We start from the raw sequence: 16,359 nt of genomic DNA, 5'->3' as shown, positions 1-16,359 counted from the left end.
ATAAACGTCCTGCCTGACCGGCTACTGCTGTTCAGCGGCGCTGACGGCGATCATCAGGTGGGGGAGTTTCAAGTGACCATACCCGGGGGATTTTGACCGACCCACGGGGCCGCAGCACTGAAGGCAAGGCAGAACAGCAGCAGCGAGCTTCGCGCCGTGAAACGGATCACCATCCGCACGCCCTCGACCTCGAACTGCCGCATCGACGCGATCCACAGGCTGAGCGCGATCAGGCTCAGGGAGAGAACAGCGAGCAGCCGCCAGCCCTCGAACCAGTTTTGACGTTGTGACATGGCGATCTCCTCCCTTATGTAATCATCGATTACATTTCAGGTTGGCGAAATCGTCAACGGTGTAATCGGTGCTTACATTCACGTTCGGGTGATGCTAGGAAGCGCCATGCCCGCCCGACAGCCGTCCAAGCCGCGCACCCGCCGCCAAGCGCCGGAAGCCCGGCCCTATCATCACGGCGACCTCCGCCGCGTGCTGATCGATGCTGCGTTGCAACTGGCGGCGGAGGGTGCCGAGGTCTCGGTGCGCGAGGCCGCACGCCGGGCCGCGGTTTCGCCGGGGGCGCCGTTCCGGCACTTCCCCAACCGCGACGCGCTGATGGCGGCGGTGGCCGGGGAGGCGCAGCGGCGCTTTCGTGCCGAGATCGAGGTGGCGCTGGACCAGGCGCCAGCCACCGACCCGCTCGGCCGCTTCCGCGCCTTCGGGCTCGCCTACCTGCGCTGGGCGATGCGCAACCCCGCGCATTTCGAGATCATCTCCACTGGGCGCTACTTCGCCCATGGTAGCTCCGCGGAGCTGACCCGCGACAATGCGGAGTTGATCGCGCTGACCGAACGGATGCTGGCAGACGCGGCGGAGCAGGGCCTGCTGCGGTCGGGCGACCTCAAGCGCATCCAGATCGCCGGCCGCGCCCTGGTCTACGGCTTTGCCCGGATGAATCTCGACGGCCACTTTCCGCGCTGGGGGGTGGAGGAGGGCGAGACCGAGCGGATGGCGGAAGGCGTGATCGACCTCTTCATCGCGGGCATCGCCAAGCCCTAGCCTGACTAGCGGCTCCGCCCCTCGCTGTGCGGCTCATCGCCGCCCACCGATAATAGGCGAAGGTCGGATCGCCGCGCGCGTTGCCTGTCCTTGACTGTTCCGTTACAGTTTTATGACACGGTGCAGGCTTCCGGCTGCGCCGGATGCCCTTGCCGTCGTTAGGCCGGCCAGACGGCTAGGTATCATTGCGCCGGACCAGCTGTTGCGTGCCGTAATGGCGTCCGCGCCGAATCCAGGTCCTTCTGCCACCACCGCCGTGCTGGCGAGCGTTGCCGCGCTCGGCATCTGGCGCCTGCTTGCGGTTGCCGCGCCGCATCTGGCAGCCCTCGCGCTGATGTACGAGACCGAGACCGATTTCGGTTCGCGGCTTTCGTTCGTGCTCGCCTGGGGCATCCTCAATTTCTTCTGGATCACGCTCTTGCGGCGGCCGGCACTGTCGGGCGCGCTGTCGCTGACCATGGTCGTCGTGCTGGTGCTGCTGTCGCGGCTCAAGCACGACGTCGTGCAGATGACGGTCAACTTCATCGACCTGATGATGATCGACCGCGACACCGTGGCGTTCCTGTTCACGATCTTCCCGAACCTGCGCTGGTCGGTGATCGGGGCCGGCCTCGTCACGCTGCCGCTGATGTATGCGCTGTGGTGGCTCGATCCGTTTCGCATCCGCCGCCTGCCGGCGTTCGCGTCCACGCTCGCCTGTCTTGCCGCACTGGTCGGCTATTCGCTCTATCATCCGGACGAGGCCTGGCGCGGCTATTACGACGACGGCTATCTCTCGAAATTCTTCCGCTCCGGCGTCAGCGCGGTTTCCGACTTCGCGCAATACGGCTTCATGGAGTCGGCCGCCTCGACCAACGAGCGGCTCAACATGCCGCTGGTGGATGCCTGCCACCCCGCGGGCCGCCGGCCGAACATCATCATGGTCCATGATGAATCGAGCTTCGACATACGCGCCGCCCAGGGCATCAAGGTGCCGCCGCGCTATGGCGATCATTTCAAGTCCTGGGACGGCAAGCAGCGCACGTTCCTGGCCGAGAGCAATGGCGGGCCGAGCTGGTTCACCGAGTACAACGTGCTCGCTGGCCTCTCCTCGCGCTCGTTCGGCCGCTTCGCCTATTTCGTGACGCGCATCGCCTCAAACCGCGTCGAGCGCGGCCTGCCGCTGGCGCTGCGCCGCTGCGGCTATGACACGCTATCGCTCTATCCCGCCTATGGCGGCTTCATGGGCGCGCGCAGCTTTCAGGTGACGACCGGGGTCGAACGCTTCCTCGACTCGAAGGATCTCGGCGCCAAGGACGTCGAGCCAGACTCCTTCTTCTACGACAAGGCGCTCCAGCTGATGGGCCAGCAGCCGCCGAACAAGCCGCTGTTCACTTTCATCTATCTCGGCGCCAATCATTTCCCCTGGGAGACGCGCTTCCGCCCCGATCTGCTGCCGAACTGGCGCGTGCCGGGCAATAATGTGGCGTCCATCGACGAATATCTGCGCCGGCAGGCGATGAGCGCCGAGCAGTACAGGGCGTTTGTCGCGGGGCTGAAGAAGAATTTTCCCGGCGAGCCTTTCCTGATCGTGCGCTACGGCGATCATCAGCCCGAGTTTGCGCCGAACCTCCTCGAGCCCGGGCTCGACGAGGGCGCGCTCGGCAAGAAGCTCGACGCTTACGATCCGCGTCTCTACGCGACCTACTACGCGATCGACGCCATCAATTTCGAGCCGGTGAAGAGCGAGGCCGTGATGGACACGGTCGACGGCCCCTATCTCCCGCTGGTGATTCAGGAAGCCGCTGGCATTCCGCTCGATCCCTCTTTTGCCGAGCAGAAGCAGATCATGCTCCGCTGCAAAGGCATCTTCTACGGTTGCAAGGACGGCGCCGAGGCGCGGCGGCTCAACCGGCTGCTGATCAATGCCGGGATGATCCGGGGGCTGTAGTTTCCATCGCGGCCATTCATTCGCCACCGCCTCCGGCGATATTTTGGCCCGGCGTCCTCCTCCGAACGAGGGACGCGACAAAGCACGATGCCGACTAATGGGGCGCTCGATCAACCGCGAACCCAAAGGAGAAGTCATTGGCAGTTTCCGTGAAACAGATGCTCGAGGCCGCCAACGCGGCCGTGCCGAAGATCACGCCGGCTCTGGCGAAGGAGATGATCGGGAAGGGCGCGCTCGTGCTCGACGTGCGCGATGCGCCTGAGATCGAGAAGAGCGGCAAGATCCCGGGCGCGCTGAATATCTCCCGCGGCATGCTGGAGTTTCGGGCCGACCCGGACTCGCCCTATCACGACAAGTCCCTCGCCAAGGACAAGACCGTGATCCTCTATTGCGCCTCCGGCGGTCGCTCCGCGCTCGCCGGCAAGCTGCTGCAGGACATGGGCTACGGCCAGGTCTACAACGTCGGCGGCTTCAAGGACTGGGTCGATGCCGGAGGGGCGACCGAGAAGGCGTAGCAGGGCGGCGGCGCAGGGAAGGAGCCCTAGCGCCGGCCCACCTTCGCCCACAGCCACTTCGCCACCACATCGGGCGATGAATTCGCGTCATTACCGCTGGCGCGCAGGTTTGCCTCGCGCATCGTGGCGATGTCGATCTTGCCGAGCAGCGGCTTGAGGGCCGACTGCAATGTCCCGTCCCCGGCGCGCTTCGGCGCCAGCAGCAGGATCGCGTCGTAGGGCGGGATCGCGTGCCTGGGATCGTCGAGCACGACGAGATCGTACTTCGCGATCAGTCCGTCGCTGGTGTAGCCGGCGATCACGTCGACCTCGCCGCTGGCGACGGCCGCATACATGAAATCCGGCTGCATCTGGCGCTGGGCGCGGAATGAGAGGCCATAGGATTTTTGCAGCGCTGCCCATTCGGGGCGCGAGAAGAACTCGTAGTCGCCGGCGATGGACAGCGTCGGTGCGTGCGCGGCGAGATCGGGGATGGTGCGGATGCCTAGCGCTTCGGCGCGCTTCTTCGGCATCACCAGCGCATAGGCGTTCTCGAAGCCGAGCTCGCCGAGCAGGGTGATGTTGTCCTTCGCGAGCGTTGTCTTGAGCTCGGCCAACAACTCCGCGCGCGGCTTGATGTCCGCGCGGTGCAGCTGGTTGGCCCACAGCGTGCCGGAATAATCGACATAGAGATCGATGTCGCCGGCCTTGAGCGCCTCGAAGATCACGCTGGAGCCGAGACCCGACCGCGCGGTCGCGGGGAGACCGGCGGCCTGGAGACGGTCCCTCAGCAGGGCCGACAGCACGTATTGCTCGGCGAATGTCTTGGCCCCGACGACATAGCTCTGCGACGAGCGTCCCATCGTCGGCACCAGCGTTGCGAGGACCAGCGCCGCGATGCCGATGACGCCGAGCGCAGCAGGCAGGCGGCTGCGGTGGCGCAAGCCGCTCTCGATCAGGCCGAGCAGCTGATCGACGGCGAGCGCGAGCAGGGCCGAGGCAAAACAGCCGAACAGCACGAACACCCAGTTCTGGGTCTGAAGCCCGGCAAAAATGTAATTGCCGAGGCTGGTCTGCCCGATCGGCGTTGACAGGGTCGCCGTGCCGATCACCCACACCGCCGCGGTGCGGATGCCGGCCATCATCACCGGCAGCGCCAGCGGCAGCTCGACCATGATGAGCGACTGCCGCGCGGTCATGCCGACGCCTTTGGCGGCTTCGATCAGCGCGGGATCGATGCCGTTGAGGCCCGTGATGCCGTTGCGCAGCACTGGCAGCATCGAATAGAGCGCGAGCGCGAGCATCGCCGGCAGGAAGCCGAAAGCGGAGAAGGAGATTCCGAACCAGGCGAGTGTCACGGACGCGGCCAGCAATAGCAGCGGATAGAACAGCGCGAGCAGTGCCAGGCCGGGCACCGTCTGCACGATGCTTGCGAGCGCGAGCAGGACGGCGCGCGGCGCCGGGCGGTTGCGTGTCAGGATCGCCAGCGGCAGGCTGACGGCGAGGCCGAGCGCGAGCGCGGCGAGGCTGACCCGAACATGGTTGCCGAGATAGTCGGGCAGATGCGACAGCGCCTCGCCCCAGCGCGGATCGGCGAACAGGCTCATGCCGCACCGCTCTGTGGCAGTAGTGCGTTCAGCCGCTCGACCTGGCGCCGCGGCGTGCGCAGCAGCTCCAGCACATAGGCGTCGCCGCTGTTCGAGAGTTCCGCGGGCGTGCCCTGCGCCAGCAGCTGTCCGCTGCGCATCACCGCGATACGGTCGGCGAGGAGGATCGCCTCCGTCATGTCATGGGTGATCATGACCGTGGTCAGGCCGAGCTTGCGATGCAGTTCGCGAAAATCCTCGCCGAGCGCATCGCGGGTGAGGGGATCGAGCGCGCCGAACGGCTCGTCCATCAGCACGATGCGGGGTTTTGCCGCCAGCGCCCGCGCCACGCCGACGCGCTGGCGCTGGCCGCCGGAAAGCGCCTCGGGAAGACGGTCGCGATGCGCGCGACGGTCGAGTTGCACGAGCTCGAGCAACTCGTCGACCCGCGCGGTGATGTCCGCTGGCGGTGCGCCCAGCAGCCTTGGCGTGATCCCGATATTGTCGGCGACGCTCAGATGCGGAAACAGCCCGCCGCTCTGGAAGACGTAGCCGATCCGGCGCCGCAGCGCGACCGGATCGACGGTCTGCACATCCTCGCCCTCGACCGTGATCGTGCCGGCATCGGCCTCGATCAGCCGGTTGGCGAGCCGCAGCAGCGTGGTCTTGCCGGAGCCGGAGCCGCCGACGATGGCCAGAAATTCCCCCTCAGCGATGTCGAGCGATACGTCGTCCACGGCCTTCGTAGGACCGAAGCTCCTGGAGACGTGCTGGTAGCTGATCGCTGGCTGGGAAGGCATCGCGGGTGGGCTCAAGGGAGGGGCACGGGGCGGCAAGAGCCCATGCGTAGCACGCTTGGCCGGTCGATTGAACTTGGCCGCGCGAGCGGCTAAGGCATCGGGCCAAGTTCGGAGGGAACACATGACGACGCCCACGGCAGTGGCGCTGGAAGACGCCAAGGTCGCGTTCCGGCTGGGGGACGACCGGGTCTATACGGCGGTGGAGAAGGCGCATCTTTCGGTGGCGCAGGGCGAGTTCGTCGCCATCGTCGGGCCGACCGGCTGCGGGAAATCGACCCTGCTCAACGTCGCGGCCGGCCTGCTCAAGCCCGCCGCCGGCAGCATCAAGATATTCGACCGGCCGCTCGCGGGGCTGAACCGGGACGCCGGCTACCTGTTCCAGGCCGATGCGTTGTTCCCCTGGAAGACCGCGCTCGACAATGTCGCGATCGGGCTCGAGATCGCGGGCACGCCCCGCGCCGAGGCGCTGCAACGCGCGCAAAAATGGCTGACTTCCGTCGGCCTCGGGGCTTTCGCCAACCGCTATCCGCACATGCTCTCCGGCGGCCAGCGCAAGCGCGTGGCGCTGGCGCAGGTGCTGATCCGCGACCCGAAGATACTCCTGATGGACGAGCCGTTCGGGCCGCTCGATGCGCAGACCCGCCAGGTCATGGGCAATCTGCTGCTCGACCTCTGGAATGCCGACCGCAAGGCCGTGCTGTTCGTGACCCATGATCTCGAAGAGGCGATCGCGCTTGCCGATCGCGTCGTGATCATGTCGGCGGGGCCGTCCTCGCGCATCATCGGCGACTGGCGCGTGAGCTTGCCGCGCCCGCGCGATATTTTCGAGGTGCGGCTGGACAAGGAGTTCCATGCGCTCCACCGCGAGATCTGGAGCGTGCTCAAGGACGAAGTGATGAAGGGTTACGCGCAATCGACCCAAGCGGCGGAGGCGATCTGATGTCGCGCGTGACGCTGCTTGCGCTGCAGGTCCTGGTCGCCGTCGTCTGCCTCGTACTGTGGCAGCTCTTTGCGACCGTGCCGGTGTTCGGAAAAATCCTGTTGCCGCCGTTCTTCTTCTCCAACCCGGTCGACGTGTTCAGCCAGATCGTCAAATGGTTCTCGTCCGGCGTGATCTGGAAGCATCTCGGCATTACGTTGACGGAATCGATTCTGGCGTTCGTGATCGGATCGCTCGGCGGCGTGCTGGTCGGCTTCTGGTTCGCGCGCCAGCCCCTGGTTGCCGCAGTGTTCGACCCCTACGTCAAGATGGTCAACGCGCTGCCCCGCGTCGTGCTTGCGCCGATCTTCGCGCTGTGGCTGGGCCTTGGTATCTGGTCCAAGGTCGCGCTCGGCGTGACGCTGGTGTTCTTCATCGTGTTCTTCAACGTCTATCAGGGCGTCAAGGAAGTCAGCCGCACCGTGCTCGACAATGGCCGCATGCTCGGCATGAGCGAGCGGCAGCTGATGCAGCACGTCTATTGGCCGTCGGCGCTGTCGTGGATGTTCTCCTCGCTGCACACCTCGGTCGGCTTCGCCGTGGTCGGCGCGGTCGTCGGCGAATATCTGGGATCGGCGGCGGGGCTCGGCTATCTGATCCAGCAGGCCGAAGGCATCTTCGACGTCGCCGGCGTGTTCGCCGGCATGTTCGTGTTGTCGGCCTTCGTCATCCTGATCGATTTCGGGGTGACGCTGGTTGAGCGCAGGCTGCTGGTCTGGCGGCCGACCGTGGACGGGCGGGGGTAGTCCGCCTCGCTTGCCTGCTGACGTTTATGTGATTGACCGCCCGGAATAGAACGCGCGGCCATACGTCATACCCGCATGCAACCACCTGCATGGGAGTTCAGGATGCCCCCCTCACAGTTCCGCCGCGCCGTAGCGGTGTTCGCAGGCAGATGCCGATGGCTCAGGCCCGGCCTCGGCACGGCGTTCCTTGCCGCGCCAATTCTGCTCGCGTTTGCACTCCCGCCGCTCGTGTTCGCGCATGAATCCCATCCGGCCGCCCCGCCGGCCGCGGTGAGCACGGAGGAGCGTGCGTTTTTGGAAGAAAACGAAGCGGCGATGACCAAGATGATGAACGACATGGCGGCCAAGCCGACCGGCGACATCGATCGCGACTTCGTCGCAATGATGAGCCCGCATCATCAGGGCGCGATCGACATGGCGGTGATCGAGTTGCGTTACGGCAAGAACGAGCAGCTGCGGCGCATCGCCCAGGAAATCATCGTCGACCAGATGCAGGAGATCGCGGCCATGAAGCTCGCGATCGGCGAGCCGGCGACAGACACCACGCCCGCCCCGACCCAACCGCCCTCAGCTCCCAACACAACCGTTCATCATCATCCGGACATGCAGATGGATATGTCCACGGGAATGAAGAAGTAGGAGTCGCAGATGACCACGTCACGAAGCACTATGATGAAGAGCATTTTCCTGGCGGCCACGATGCTTGCGACCGGTTCGGTCGCGTGGGCAGGGCAGGCGCCGGGCGCGCTGTCCGCTCCCGATATTCCGGTGAGCCACCACGACCGCGTCTACGCCGCGGAGCAGTTCTCGAATACGGTCTCGGTCACCGATCCCGTCGACAACAAGCTGCTTGGCGTGATCCGGCTGGGCGACCCACAGCCCGGCAATTTCAGCCCGCTCTACAAGGGCCAGGTGCTCGTTCATGGCATGGGCTTCTCGCCCGATCACAAGACGCTCGCCGTGGTGTCGATCGGCTCGAATTCGGTGAGCTTCATCGACACCGCGACCAATGCGGTCAAGCATATCACTTACGTCGGACGATCGCCGCACGAGGCGTTCTTCACGCCGGACGGCAAGGAAGTGTGGGTCACCGTTCGCGGCGAGAACTACATCTCCGTCATCGATCCGATCAGCTTCAAGGAGAAGACCCGCATCACGACCCCGAACGGGCCGGGCATGCAGATTTTCTCACCCGACGGCAAATACGGCTACATCTGCTCGTCGTTCAATCCCGAGACCGACGTCGTCGCGGTGGCCGAGCACAAGATCATCGCCACGGTGAAGCAGGAGAGCCCGTTCTGTCCGAACATCGCGGCATCGCCGGATGGGGACCAGGTATGGTTCACGCTAAAGGACACTGGCCGGACACAGGTATTCAACGCCAGGCCACCTTTCAACGCGATCAAGACCATCGATACCGGGCCGATCACCAACCACGTCAATTTCGCGCACACCGCCAAGGGCACGTTCGCCTATGTCACCATCGGTGGCCTGAACGAAGTAAAGGTGTTCCGCACCGACGATTTCTCGCAAGTCGCGACGATCCCGGTCGGCAATCTGCCGCACGGCGTCTGGCCGTCCGGCGACGGCACACGCATCTATGTGGGGCTGGAGAACGCCGACGCGCTCGCGGCCATCGACACGGCGACCAATAAAGTGGTCGGGAACGTTCCGATCGGCCAGGCGCCGCAGGCAATCGCGTATGTTCCAAATGCTGCGCCTAACCCTGATGACCGCCAGAATTTGCAGGCGCTCGGCGTCGCCGGCCAGGTCGCTCATCTCACGCTTGCGTCGAAGGACGGTGCGAAGGACGGCACGGCGCCGACCAGCGTGTCGCTGTTCGATCAGGGCCTGATTCAGATCTTGCAGGCTTCGGTGACGGGACTTCAGCCCAAGCAGAAATATGTGCTTGCCCTGGCGGAGCATGGCGACGGCAGTGGCCCGTTGCAGCCGTTGGCGGCGTTCATGACCAATCCGGCTGGATCTGCCATCGTCAATGTGGCCGGTCCGATCCGGCAGATCGTCGACCAGTCTGCCGCTGAAGCAAGGCGGTACCTGGTGATTGCGGCCGGCGACGCGGCCATGCCCGGTGAGGCGGTCCAGATCGAGGCGCGATGACGGGCCGTCCGACGTCGGCAAGGGGCAGGTGGAGCGCCTCGTGAAGGACATGCTGGTTCAGGTCGAGCCGCTTATCCCCGCGCTCCGCCGCTACGCGCGCGCGCTTTTGCGCGATCGCGTGGCTGCCGATGATCTGGTTCAGGATTGCCTGGAGCGTGCCGTCAGCCATTGGCATCAGCGGCGCGACGGCAGCGTGCGCGCCTGGCTGTTCAGCATCCTTCACAATCTGGCGGTCACGCAATTCCGCCAGGCGACGGCGCGGGGCAGGCATATGCCGATCGACGATGCAGGCGAGCGTGAGCTTGCCAGTGCCGCCGCACAGGAGCACAGGCTGATCTATCAGGATGTCCTGAAAAAGCTTGCGAGACTGCCGGAAGAGCAGCGTGCCGTGTTGTTGCTTGTTGCGGTTGAGGATCTATCCTACGCGGACGCCGCGGGAGTGCTGAAGATTCCGGTCGGGACCGTGATGTCGCGCCTGTCGCGCGCGCGGGAGAGGCTATTGCAGGAGATGGAGGGCGTGGCTCCAGGGAACGTCGTGGCATTGCGGGGCGTGAAATGAACCGGCGGCCGATCACCGAGGACGATCTCCACGCCTATGTCGACCAGGCGCTCGAGCCTGAGCGGCGCGCGGAGGTCGCATCCTATCTGGACGATCATCAGGACGTCGCTGCGCGCGTTGCGGCCTTCGCCACCCAGCGCGAGCAGCTGCGCGGGGCGTTTGCGTCGATCGCCGACGAGCCGTTGCCGGCCGAGTTGAATCTGTCGCACATCATCGAGGGCCGGAGGCGGTCTCCCATGCGGGCGTGGTGGGCGATCGCTGCGATGTTGCTTCTCGGCATCGGCGGTCTTGGCGGGTGGACCATGCGCGGCGTCTTGCAGGAGGGCTCGAATGGATTGTCTGCGCTGGCACAGGAGGCGGCCTATTCGTATGGCGTTTACGCACCGGACCGCGTGCGGCCGGTCGAGATAAGGGCGTCCGACAGTGCCGAGCTCACGCGATGGGTATCGAATCGGCTGAAACAGCCGGTCAAGGTGCCGGATCTCTCCGTATCCGGCTATCGGCTGATGGGCGGTCGCCTGGTTGCGACGTCGCACGGCCCGGCCGCGATGTTCATGTACGATGACGATCACGGCGACCGGCTTGTCGTGCTGACGCGTCCGATGAGCAACCGCAATCTGGATACGCCGATGATGCCGCAATCGACCGGCGATGTCGCGGGCTTTGTGTGGGCGGATGGCGGCATGGGTTACACGCTCGTCGGCCAGCTTCCGGGAGACACCCTCAAGCCGATCGCGAACGAGATCCGAAAGCAGACGCGCCCGATCTAGCCTCGAAACTGAGGAAATGGGCCCGCATGGCAGTGCGAGCCCGAACGTTCAACCGGCCCGAGTTGCAGGGAGCCTAGTCCAGCAGCTTGGTGTCATCGGGCGCCTGCGGCGGCGTTTTGATCGCGATGGCCTTGACCTGACCGCTGATCGGCTTGGTGCCGCCATGCGGGGTGCCCTTGGGGATGATGACGAGGTCGCCGGGTTTCACCGTCACCTCCTTGTCGCCGAGCCAGATCGTCCCGGTTCCGTCCAGGATGTACTGGATCTCGTTGGTGTTGGGATGCATGTGCTTGGGCACATTGCCGACCTGGATCGAGATGGTGGCACCGTCGGCGCTGGCGAACATCTTGGAACGGTAGCCGACATTGTTGGCGGGGCCGAGTGCGTCGCCCTCCATCTCGCCGGTGTGGATGATCTGCGCGGTGACGTTCTCGGCAGCCAGCGCCGGCCGGAGCAGTTGGTTCGCGCCGCATCCGGCGGCAAAGGCGGCGGCGATCGACAGCCCGATTGTAAGGCGATTCATGGTTGATCCTCCCCATCAAGAATTGTTGTTGTGGACCCATGCTATTGCGCCGAAAGGCCGATGGCGAGTCGCACTTTGGCAGTGCTTCTCAAGCCAATCCTGCTGCTCTATGGTGCCGCCAGCCGAACGGAGGAAACCAATGAAGAACACGATTGCCAGGCTCGCCGGTGCGCTGCTCGCGCTGACGCTCACCACGGGTCTTGCCGCGGCGCAAAGCAAGGTGACCATCGCGGTCGGCGGCGGCGCCTGCCTGTGCTATCTGCCGACGGTGCTGGCCAAGCAGCTCGGCGAATACGAGAAGGCGGGCCTTAATGTCGAGCTCGTGGACCTCAAGGGCGGCTCGGACGCGCTCAAGGCCGTGCTCGGCGGCAGCGCCGACGTGGTCTCCGGCTATTTCGACCATTGCGTCAACCTCGCCGCCAAGAAGCAGGAGCTTCAGGCCTTCGTGGTCTATGACCGCTATCCCGGCCTCGTGCTGGTGGTCGCGCCCTCGCGCACCAATGACATCAAGTCGGTCAAGGATCTCGCCGGCAAGAAGGTCGGCGTCAGCGCGCCCGGCTCCTCCACGGACTTCTTCCTCAAATATCTCCTGAAAAAGAACGGGCTCGATCCCGCCGGCACCGCCGTGATCGGCGTCGGCCTCGGCGCCACCGCCGTGGCCGCGATGGAGCAGGGGCAGATTGACGCCGCCGTGATGCTCGATCCCTCCGTCACCGTGCTTCAGGGCAGCCACAAGGATCTGCGCATCCTCAGCGACACCCGCACCCAGAAGGACACGCTCGAGACGTTCGGCGGCGAATATCCGGGCGGCGCGCTGTACTCGACCGTGGCCTGGATCAACAAGCACGAGAAGGAAACGCAGGCGCTCACCAACGCAATGCTCGCCACGATCGGCTGGATCCATTCGCATTCGCCGGAGGAGATCATGGCGAAGATGCCGGACGAGATGGTCGGCAAGAACAAGGAGCTTTATCTCGCCGCGCTGAAGAACACGATCCCGATGTTCTCCGAAACCGGCAAGATGGACCCGAAGGGCGCGGACGCGGTGCTCGCGGTGTTCAGCGTCGGCTCGCCCGAGGTGGCCGCCGCCAAGATCGACGTCAGCAAGACCTTTACCAACAAGTACGTCGATCAGGCCAAGAAGACCACGGGGAACGCCAAATAACTGACGCGAAGGCATTGTAATCAGGTGTCATGACGTCCTTGGTCATTCATCGCGTCACGACGCTAGATCTTGCCGTGCGGCCGATCGCCTGGCCGTTCGCCGAAGAGCGCCGCGCCGAGATTGCGGCGCATTTCGCCGAGAAGCAGCGCGAGCGGCCGAAGATGTGGAACGGCCGCGTCCTGCTCGGGCGCGATGCCGTGTTCACGGACGGCCATCTCGCCGCGACCTATTTCGAAACGGATTTCGCGAGCTTCCTTGCCTGGCGCGACTGGGGCTTTCCCGACAAGGCGGTGTTCAACGGCTTCGGCATGGGCGCGCTGCGCGCCTCGGATGGTGCCTTCATCATGGGCGAGATGGCGCAGCACACCGCCAATGCAGGCCGCATCTATTTCCCCTCAGGCACGCCCGATCTGGACGACGTCAGTGACGGCGCGCTCGACATTCCCGGCAGCGTCATCCGCGAACTCGGGGAAGAGACCGGCTTGACCGCGGCCGACTACCGGACCCAGCCGGACTGGCACTGTGTCGTCACCGGTCCGTCGATTGCAATGATTCAAATTATCAACCTGGACATGCCGGGTGACGTGGCCCGGGCCCGGATCGAGGCCAATCTCGCCCGCGAAGCCGATCCGGAGTTGTCGGCCATTCATCTCGTGCGCGGGATGAGTGATCTCACGCCGACCATGCCGCGATTTGTCACGGCCTTTATCGAGCAGCAGTTCGCGTCGCGCTGACGCGCGAGGCTTGACATCGCTGCGCCCAGCCCATGTGATGGGCCAAAAAGCAAGAGCAACAAGAATGCAATGCACAATCGTCCAGGGAGGTTTTGATGCGCCTGCGCATGGCTGCCCGCTTGGTACGTGGGCTGTTGGTCGCGATATCAGCAACGGGCTTGATGGCTTCGGCTCAGGCTCAAGAGAAGAAGATCAAGATCGGCGTTGTTTTCGACCTGACCGGGCCTCTCGCGGGCGGTGGATCTGAGCTCGGCTATATCGGCGCAAAAATTATTCTCGACCATTTCGCCAAGACCGGCGTCGAGGGCTACAAGATCGAGGCGGTCTATGCCGACGCGCAGAGCAAGCCCGACATCGCCATCAACGAATCCGTCCGCCTGCTCGAGCAGGAGAAGGTGGACATGGTGCTCGGCTTCTTCTCCTCGGCGCAATGCGTGCCGGTCGCCGCCCGCGTCGAGCAGCTCAAGAAGTTCATGTGGATGACGACCTGCATCTCGTCGGCCGTGTTCAACGACAAGGGCTACAAATACGTGTTCCGCCCGCAGGCGAGCGGCGATCAGTTCGGCATGATGACGATGGATTTCATCGCGCAGAATGCCAAGGCGAAGTTCGACAAGGAGCCGAAGGACCTGCGCGTCGCCATCATCCACGAGGATGGTGCCTATGGCGTCGACGTCTCCAGGGGCAACGAGGCCGGCGCGAAGAAGGCGGGCTTCAACGTCGTGATGAAGGAAGGCTATTCGGCGACGGCGCCCGATCTCTCCGCGCTGGTGACCAAGCTGAAGCGTGCCAAGCCCGATGTCATTTTCCACACCGGCTACAACCCTGACATCACGCTGCTGCTGCGCCAGGCCCGCGAGCAGGGACTGAAGTTCGGCGCGCTGATGGGCCATGGTGCCGGCTACGGCGTCTATGAGAAGCTGAGAGAAGGGATGGGGGCTGACGCCACCTACATATTCAACACCGACCCGATCTCGATCTGGCTCGCCAACCAGAAGACCATGGATCCCAAGCTCCCGCCCGTCATCAAGATGGTCGGCGAGGAGTTCGACAAAATCAGGCCCGGCGTTGCCATCCGCTCCGCGCATGTCGGCATCGGCGCGTCCAACACTTACGTGTTCATGAGTGATGTGCTGCCGCGCGCGATTAAAAAATATGGCGGCGTCGATCCCGACGCGCTGCGCAAGGCCGCGCTCGACACCGACATCCCCGAAGGCGGCACGATGCTCGGCTTCGGCGTCAAGTTCTACGGCGAGGGCACGCCGATGGCCGGGCAGAACGAGCGGTCGTTCCCGGTCGTGATCCAGTACATCGACGACAAATCCTCTGTGGTGTGGCCCAAGAGTCAGGCGCAGCGCGAGGCCGTGCTGCCGCTGCCGAAGGGTACCACCTACAGCAACCAGTAGCGGCGGAGCAGGGCGGTGCTGGAAGTCAGCGGGCTGGTGAAGCGGTTTGGTGGCTTCACCGCCGTCAACAACGTGTCGTTTCGGGTCGATCAGGGCGAGATCCTCGGCCTGATCGGCCCCAACGGCTCGGGCAAGAGCACGATCTTCAACATGCTCTCCGGCACGCTGGCGCCGACATCCGGCTCGATCCTGTTCGGGGGCGCCGAGATCGCAGGCCTTGCGCCGCACCGGATCATCAACAGCGGCATCGGCCGCACCTTCCAGATCCCGCGGCCGTTCCGACGCCTGACAATCTTCGAGAATGTCGCACTGGCCGGCTTCTACGGCCAGGGCCGCCACAGTCGTGCCAGGGCGGAGGAGGCGGCCGAGCGGTCACTTGCGATGGTGGGCCTGCCGACCGATCGCCATGCCAGCGTCGATGGCCTGGGCGCAGCCGGCCTGAAGAAGCTCGAACTCGCGAAAGCGCTCGCCACCGCGCCAAAACTGCTGCTTGCCGACGAGAGCCTCGGCGGTCTCGACGAGACCGAGATGGACCAGGCGGCCGACATGCTGCGCAACATCCGCGACGAGCTCGGCATCACCATCATCTGGGTCGAGCACATCATGGGCGTGCTGATGCGCGTCGTCGACCGCGTCATGGTGCTCGATCACGGCGAGAAGATCTCGGAAGGGTTGCCGAGCGCGGTTGCCGGCGACCCGCGCGTCATCGAGGTCTATCTCGGCACCGATGCCGAGACCACGCAGGCCGCGGCGGCGGAAGCGCGCCGCCGCTCGGGGGGCTAGACGATGCTGGAGCTTCGTTCGGTCAGCGCGGGTTACGGCACGTTCCAGGCGCTGTTCGACGTCAATCTCGACGTGAAGGCCGGCGAGGCCGTCGGCGTCATCGGCCCGAACGGCGCCGGCAAGACCACTCTGATGCGCGTCATCTCCGGCCTGATCCGTCCCACGCGGGGGTCGATCAGGATGGAGGGCGTCGACGTCGTGGCGACGCCGCCGCACAAGATCGTCAGCCTCGGCATTGCGCATGTGCCGGAGAACCGGCGGCTGTTTCCGCAGCTCACGGTCGACGACAATCTCAAGATGGGCGCCTTCATGAAGGAAGCGCGCGGCCACTATGCCGAGCGGCTGGATGTTGTGTTCGACCTGTTTCCGCGCCTGAAGGAGCGCCGCCACCAGATGGCCGGCACCATGTCCGGCGGCGAGCAGCAGATGTGCGCGATCGGCCGCGCGCTGATGTCGAATCCAAAACTTCTGCTGCTCGACGAGCCGTCGGCGGGGCTGGCGCCGGTCGTGGTGCAGCAGGTGTTCGAGCTGGTGAAGCGGATCCGCGCCCGCGGCCTGACGGTGCTGATCGTCGAGCAGAACGTGCAGCAGGTGCTGAAAGTGGTTGATCGCGCCTATCTGATCGAGGCCGGCACGATCAGAGCGTCCGGCACCTCGGCCGAGATGCTGGCGAGCGACACGGTCAAGGAAGCGTATCTCGGGGTATGAGGTTC

Annotated in this window: 18 protein-coding genes; 14 read left to right on the top strand and 4 right to left on the bottom strand. The window is 64.9% G+C overall.

Annotated features, from left to right (window positions below; genetic code table 11):
- Positions 1 to 68: 68 nt before the first annotated feature.
- On the bottom strand, positions 69 to 293 hold the full coding sequence (locus QJT78_RS23545; protein WP_281460329.1) for a hypothetical protein: 225 nt from the start codon (positions 291 to 293) through the stop codon (positions 69 to 71).
- Between the two features lie 106 nt (positions 294 to 399).
- Between QJT78_RS23545 and QJT78_RS23540 the strand changes: the two genes are divergently transcribed.
- The 3 genes from QJT78_RS23540 to QJT78_RS23530 all read left to right on the top strand — a co-directional run bounded on the left by QJT78_RS23540 (position 400) and on the right by QJT78_RS23530 (position 3,498).
- The gene (locus QJT78_RS23540) at positions 400 to 1,053 is read left to right on the top strand and encodes a TetR/AcrR family transcriptional regulator (protein WP_038942284.1); all 654 of its coding nucleotides are present in this window, start codon (positions 400 to 402) and stop codon (positions 1,051 to 1,053) included.
- A 214-nt stretch (positions 1,054 to 1,267) separates the two neighbouring features.
- Positions 1,268 to 2,983 (top strand): sulfatase-like hydrolase/transferase, encoded by a 1,716-nt coding sequence (locus tag QJT78_RS23535; RefSeq protein ID WP_028150413.1) that lies wholly within the window; start codon positions 1,268 to 1,270, stop codon positions 2,981 to 2,983.
- 137 nt (positions 2,984 to 3,120) lie between these two features.
- Complete coding sequence (locus tag QJT78_RS23530; RefSeq protein ID WP_028150412.1) at positions 3,121 to 3,498, top strand: rhodanese-like domain-containing protein; 378 nt, start codon at positions 3,121 to 3,123, stop codon at positions 3,496 to 3,498.
- Positions 3,499 to 3,524: 26 nt separating this feature from the next.
- On the opposite strand, the gene QJT78_RS23525 is transcribed toward QJT78_RS23530, so the two are convergent.
- Both QJT78_RS23525 and QJT78_RS23520 read right to left on the bottom strand, forming a co-directional pair.
- Complete coding sequence (locus QJT78_RS23525; protein WP_028150411.1) at positions 3,525 to 5,084, bottom strand: glycine betaine ABC transporter substrate-binding protein; 1,560 nt, start codon at positions 5,082 to 5,084, stop codon at positions 3,525 to 3,527.
- Positions 5,081 to 5,863 carry an ABC transporter ATP-binding protein gene (locus QJT78_RS23520; protein WP_028150410.1) on the bottom strand — a complete coding sequence of 261 codons (783 nt, stop codon included), beginning with the start codon at positions 5,861 to 5,863 and terminating at the stop codon, positions 5,081 to 5,083. The genes QJT78_RS23525 and QJT78_RS23520 overlap by 4 nt, the downstream gene beginning before the upstream one ends.
- A gap of 121 nt (positions 5,864 to 5,984) precedes the next feature.
- On the opposite strand from QJT78_RS23520, the gene QJT78_RS23515 reads away from it, so the two are divergent.
- The 6 genes from QJT78_RS23515 (at position 5,985) to QJT78_RS23490 (ending at position 11,035) form a co-directional block, all read left to right on the top strand.
- Entirely contained in the window at positions 5,985 to 6,803 is an 819-nt protein-coding gene (locus QJT78_RS23515) for an ABC transporter ATP-binding protein (protein ID WP_014493075.1), read from the top strand.
- Complete coding sequence (locus tag QJT78_RS23510; RefSeq protein WP_014493076.1) at positions 6,803 to 7,588, top strand: ABC transporter permease; 786 nt, start codon at positions 6,803 to 6,805, stop codon at positions 7,586 to 7,588. The genes QJT78_RS23515 and QJT78_RS23510 overlap by 1 nt, the downstream gene beginning before the upstream one ends.
- 102 nt (positions 7,589 to 7,690) lie before the next feature.
- On the top strand, positions 7,691 to 8,227 hold the full coding sequence (locus QJT78_RS23505) for a DUF305 domain-containing protein (RefSeq protein ID WP_049807449.1): 537 nt from the start codon (positions 7,691 to 7,693) through the stop codon (positions 8,225 to 8,227).
- A gap of 9 nt (positions 8,228 to 8,236) precedes the next feature.
- A complete protein-coding gene (locus tag QJT78_RS23500) occupies positions 8,237 to 9,706 on the top strand; it encodes a YncE family protein (RefSeq protein WP_028150408.1) in 1,470 nt (489 codons plus the stop codon).
- Positions 9,707 to 9,755: 49 nt separating this feature from the next.
- Positions 9,756 to 10,265: a sigma-70 family RNA polymerase sigma factor gene (locus tag QJT78_RS23495; protein WP_038942280.1), complete on the top strand. Its 510-nt coding sequence runs from the start codon at positions 9,756 to 9,758 to the stop codon at positions 10,263 to 10,265.
- Positions 10,262 to 11,035: an anti-sigma factor gene (locus tag QJT78_RS23490; protein ID WP_028150406.1), complete on the top strand. Its 774-nt coding sequence runs from the start codon at positions 10,262 to 10,264 to the stop codon at positions 11,033 to 11,035. The genes QJT78_RS23495 and QJT78_RS23490 overlap by 4 nt, the downstream gene beginning before the upstream one ends.
- Before the next feature lie 73 nt (positions 11,036 to 11,108).
- On the opposite strand, the gene QJT78_RS23485 is transcribed toward QJT78_RS23490, so the two are convergent.
- Entirely contained in the window at positions 11,109 to 11,558 is a 450-nt protein-coding gene (locus QJT78_RS23485; RefSeq protein ID WP_028150405.1) for a cupin domain-containing protein, read from the bottom strand.
- Between the two features lie 139 nt (positions 11,559 to 11,697).
- Here QJT78_RS23485 and QJT78_RS23480 point away from each other — a divergent pair, with 139 nt between their 5' ends.
- From QJT78_RS23480 to QJT78_RS23460, 5 genes are all read left to right on the top strand, one after another.
- The gene (locus QJT78_RS23480) at positions 11,698 to 12,723 is read left to right on the top strand and encodes an ABC transporter substrate-binding protein (protein ID WP_028150404.1); all 1,026 of its coding nucleotides are present in this window, start codon (positions 11,698 to 11,700) and stop codon (positions 12,721 to 12,723) included.
- A 29-nt stretch (positions 12,724 to 12,752) separates the two neighbouring features.
- The gene (locus tag QJT78_RS23475; protein ID WP_028150403.1) at positions 12,753 to 13,457 is read left to right on the top strand and encodes a hypothetical protein; all 705 of its coding nucleotides are present in this window, start codon (positions 12,753 to 12,755) and stop codon (positions 13,455 to 13,457) included.
- Positions 13,458 to 13,552: 95 nt separating this feature from the next.
- A complete protein-coding gene (locus QJT78_RS23470) occupies positions 13,553 to 14,863 on the top strand; it encodes an ABC transporter substrate-binding protein (protein WP_038953302.1) in 1,311 nt (436 codons plus the stop codon).
- A 15-nt stretch (positions 14,864 to 14,878) separates the two neighbouring features.
- A complete protein-coding gene (locus tag QJT78_RS23465; RefSeq protein ID WP_028150401.1) occupies positions 14,879 to 15,646 on the top strand; it encodes an ABC transporter ATP-binding protein in 768 nt (255 codons plus the stop codon).
- 3 nt (positions 15,647 to 15,649) lie between these two features.
- Entirely contained in the window at positions 15,650 to 16,354 is a 705-nt protein-coding gene (locus QJT78_RS23460) for an ABC transporter ATP-binding protein (RefSeq protein ID WP_028150400.1), read from the top strand.
- Positions 16,355 to 16,359: the final 5 nt, after the last annotated feature.

Origin of the sequence: Bradyrhizobium sp. Mp27, assembly GCF_029953005.1 — a bacterium.
Taxonomy (GTDB): Bacteria; Pseudomonadota; Alphaproteobacteria; order Rhizobiales; family Xanthobacteraceae; genus Bradyrhizobium; species Bradyrhizobium barranii.
The sequence above is the reverse complement of the archived record's forward strand: the minus strand, read 5'-3'. Positions and strand labels throughout refer to the sequence as shown.

Excerpts from the sequence above, each read along its gene's own strand:
- QJT78_RS23545 (WP_281460329.1), bottom strand. The coding sequence starts at position 293 with ATGTCACAACGTCAAAACTGGTTCGAGGGCTGGCGGCTGCTCGCTGTT.
- QJT78_RS23460 (WP_028150400.1), top strand. The coding sequence starts at position 15,650 with ATGCTGGAGCTTCGTTCGGTCAGCGCGGGTTACGGCACGTTCCAGGCG.
- QJT78_RS23510 (WP_014493076.1), top strand. The coding sequence starts at position 6,803 with ATGTCGCGCGTGACGCTGCTTGCGCTGCAGGTCCTGGTCGCCGTCGTC.
- QJT78_RS23535 (WP_028150413.1), top strand. The coding sequence starts at position 1,268 with ATGGCGTCCGCGCCGAATCCAGGTCCTTCTGCCACCACCGCCGTGCTG.
- QJT78_RS23515 (WP_014493075.1), top strand. The coding sequence starts at position 5,985 with ATGACGACGCCCACGGCAGTGGCGCTGGAAGACGCCAAGGTCGCGTTC.
- QJT78_RS23485 (WP_028150405.1), bottom strand. The coding sequence starts at position 11,558 with ATGAATCGCCTTACAATCGGGCTGTCGATCGCCGCCGCCTTTGCCGCC.
- QJT78_RS23540 (WP_038942284.1), top strand. The coding sequence starts at position 400 with ATGCCCGCCCGACAGCCGTCCAAGCCGCGCACCCGCCGCCAAGCGCCG.
- QJT78_RS23495 (WP_038942280.1), top strand. The coding sequence starts at position 9,756 with ATGCTGGTTCAGGTCGAGCCGCTTATCCCCGCGCTCCGCCGCTACGCG.
- QJT78_RS23475 (WP_028150403.1), top strand. The coding sequence starts at position 12,753 with ATGACGTCCTTGGTCATTCATCGCGTCACGACGCTAGATCTTGCCGTG.
- QJT78_RS23525 (WP_028150411.1), bottom strand. The coding sequence starts at position 5,084 with ATGAGCCTGTTCGCCGATCCGCGCTGGGGCGAGGCGCTGTCGCATCTG.
- QJT78_RS23505 (WP_049807449.1), top strand. The coding sequence starts at position 7,691 with ATGCCCCCCTCACAGTTCCGCCGCGCCGTAGCGGTGTTCGCAGGCAGA.
- QJT78_RS23490 (WP_028150406.1), top strand. The coding sequence starts at position 10,262 with ATGAACCGGCGGCCGATCACCGAGGACGATCTCCACGCCTATGTCGAC.
- QJT78_RS23470 (WP_038953302.1), top strand. The coding sequence starts at position 13,553 with ATGCGCCTGCGCATGGCTGCCCGCTTGGTACGTGGGCTGTTGGTCGCG.
- QJT78_RS23500 (WP_028150408.1), top strand. The coding sequence starts at position 8,237 with ATGACCACGTCACGAAGCACTATGATGAAGAGCATTTTCCTGGCGGCC.
- QJT78_RS23480 (WP_028150404.1), top strand. The coding sequence starts at position 11,698 with ATGAAGAACACGATTGCCAGGCTCGCCGGTGCGCTGCTCGCGCTGACG.
- QJT78_RS23520 (WP_028150410.1), bottom strand. The coding sequence starts at position 5,863 with ATGCCTTCCCAGCCAGCGATCAGCTACCAGCACGTCTCCAGGAGCTTC.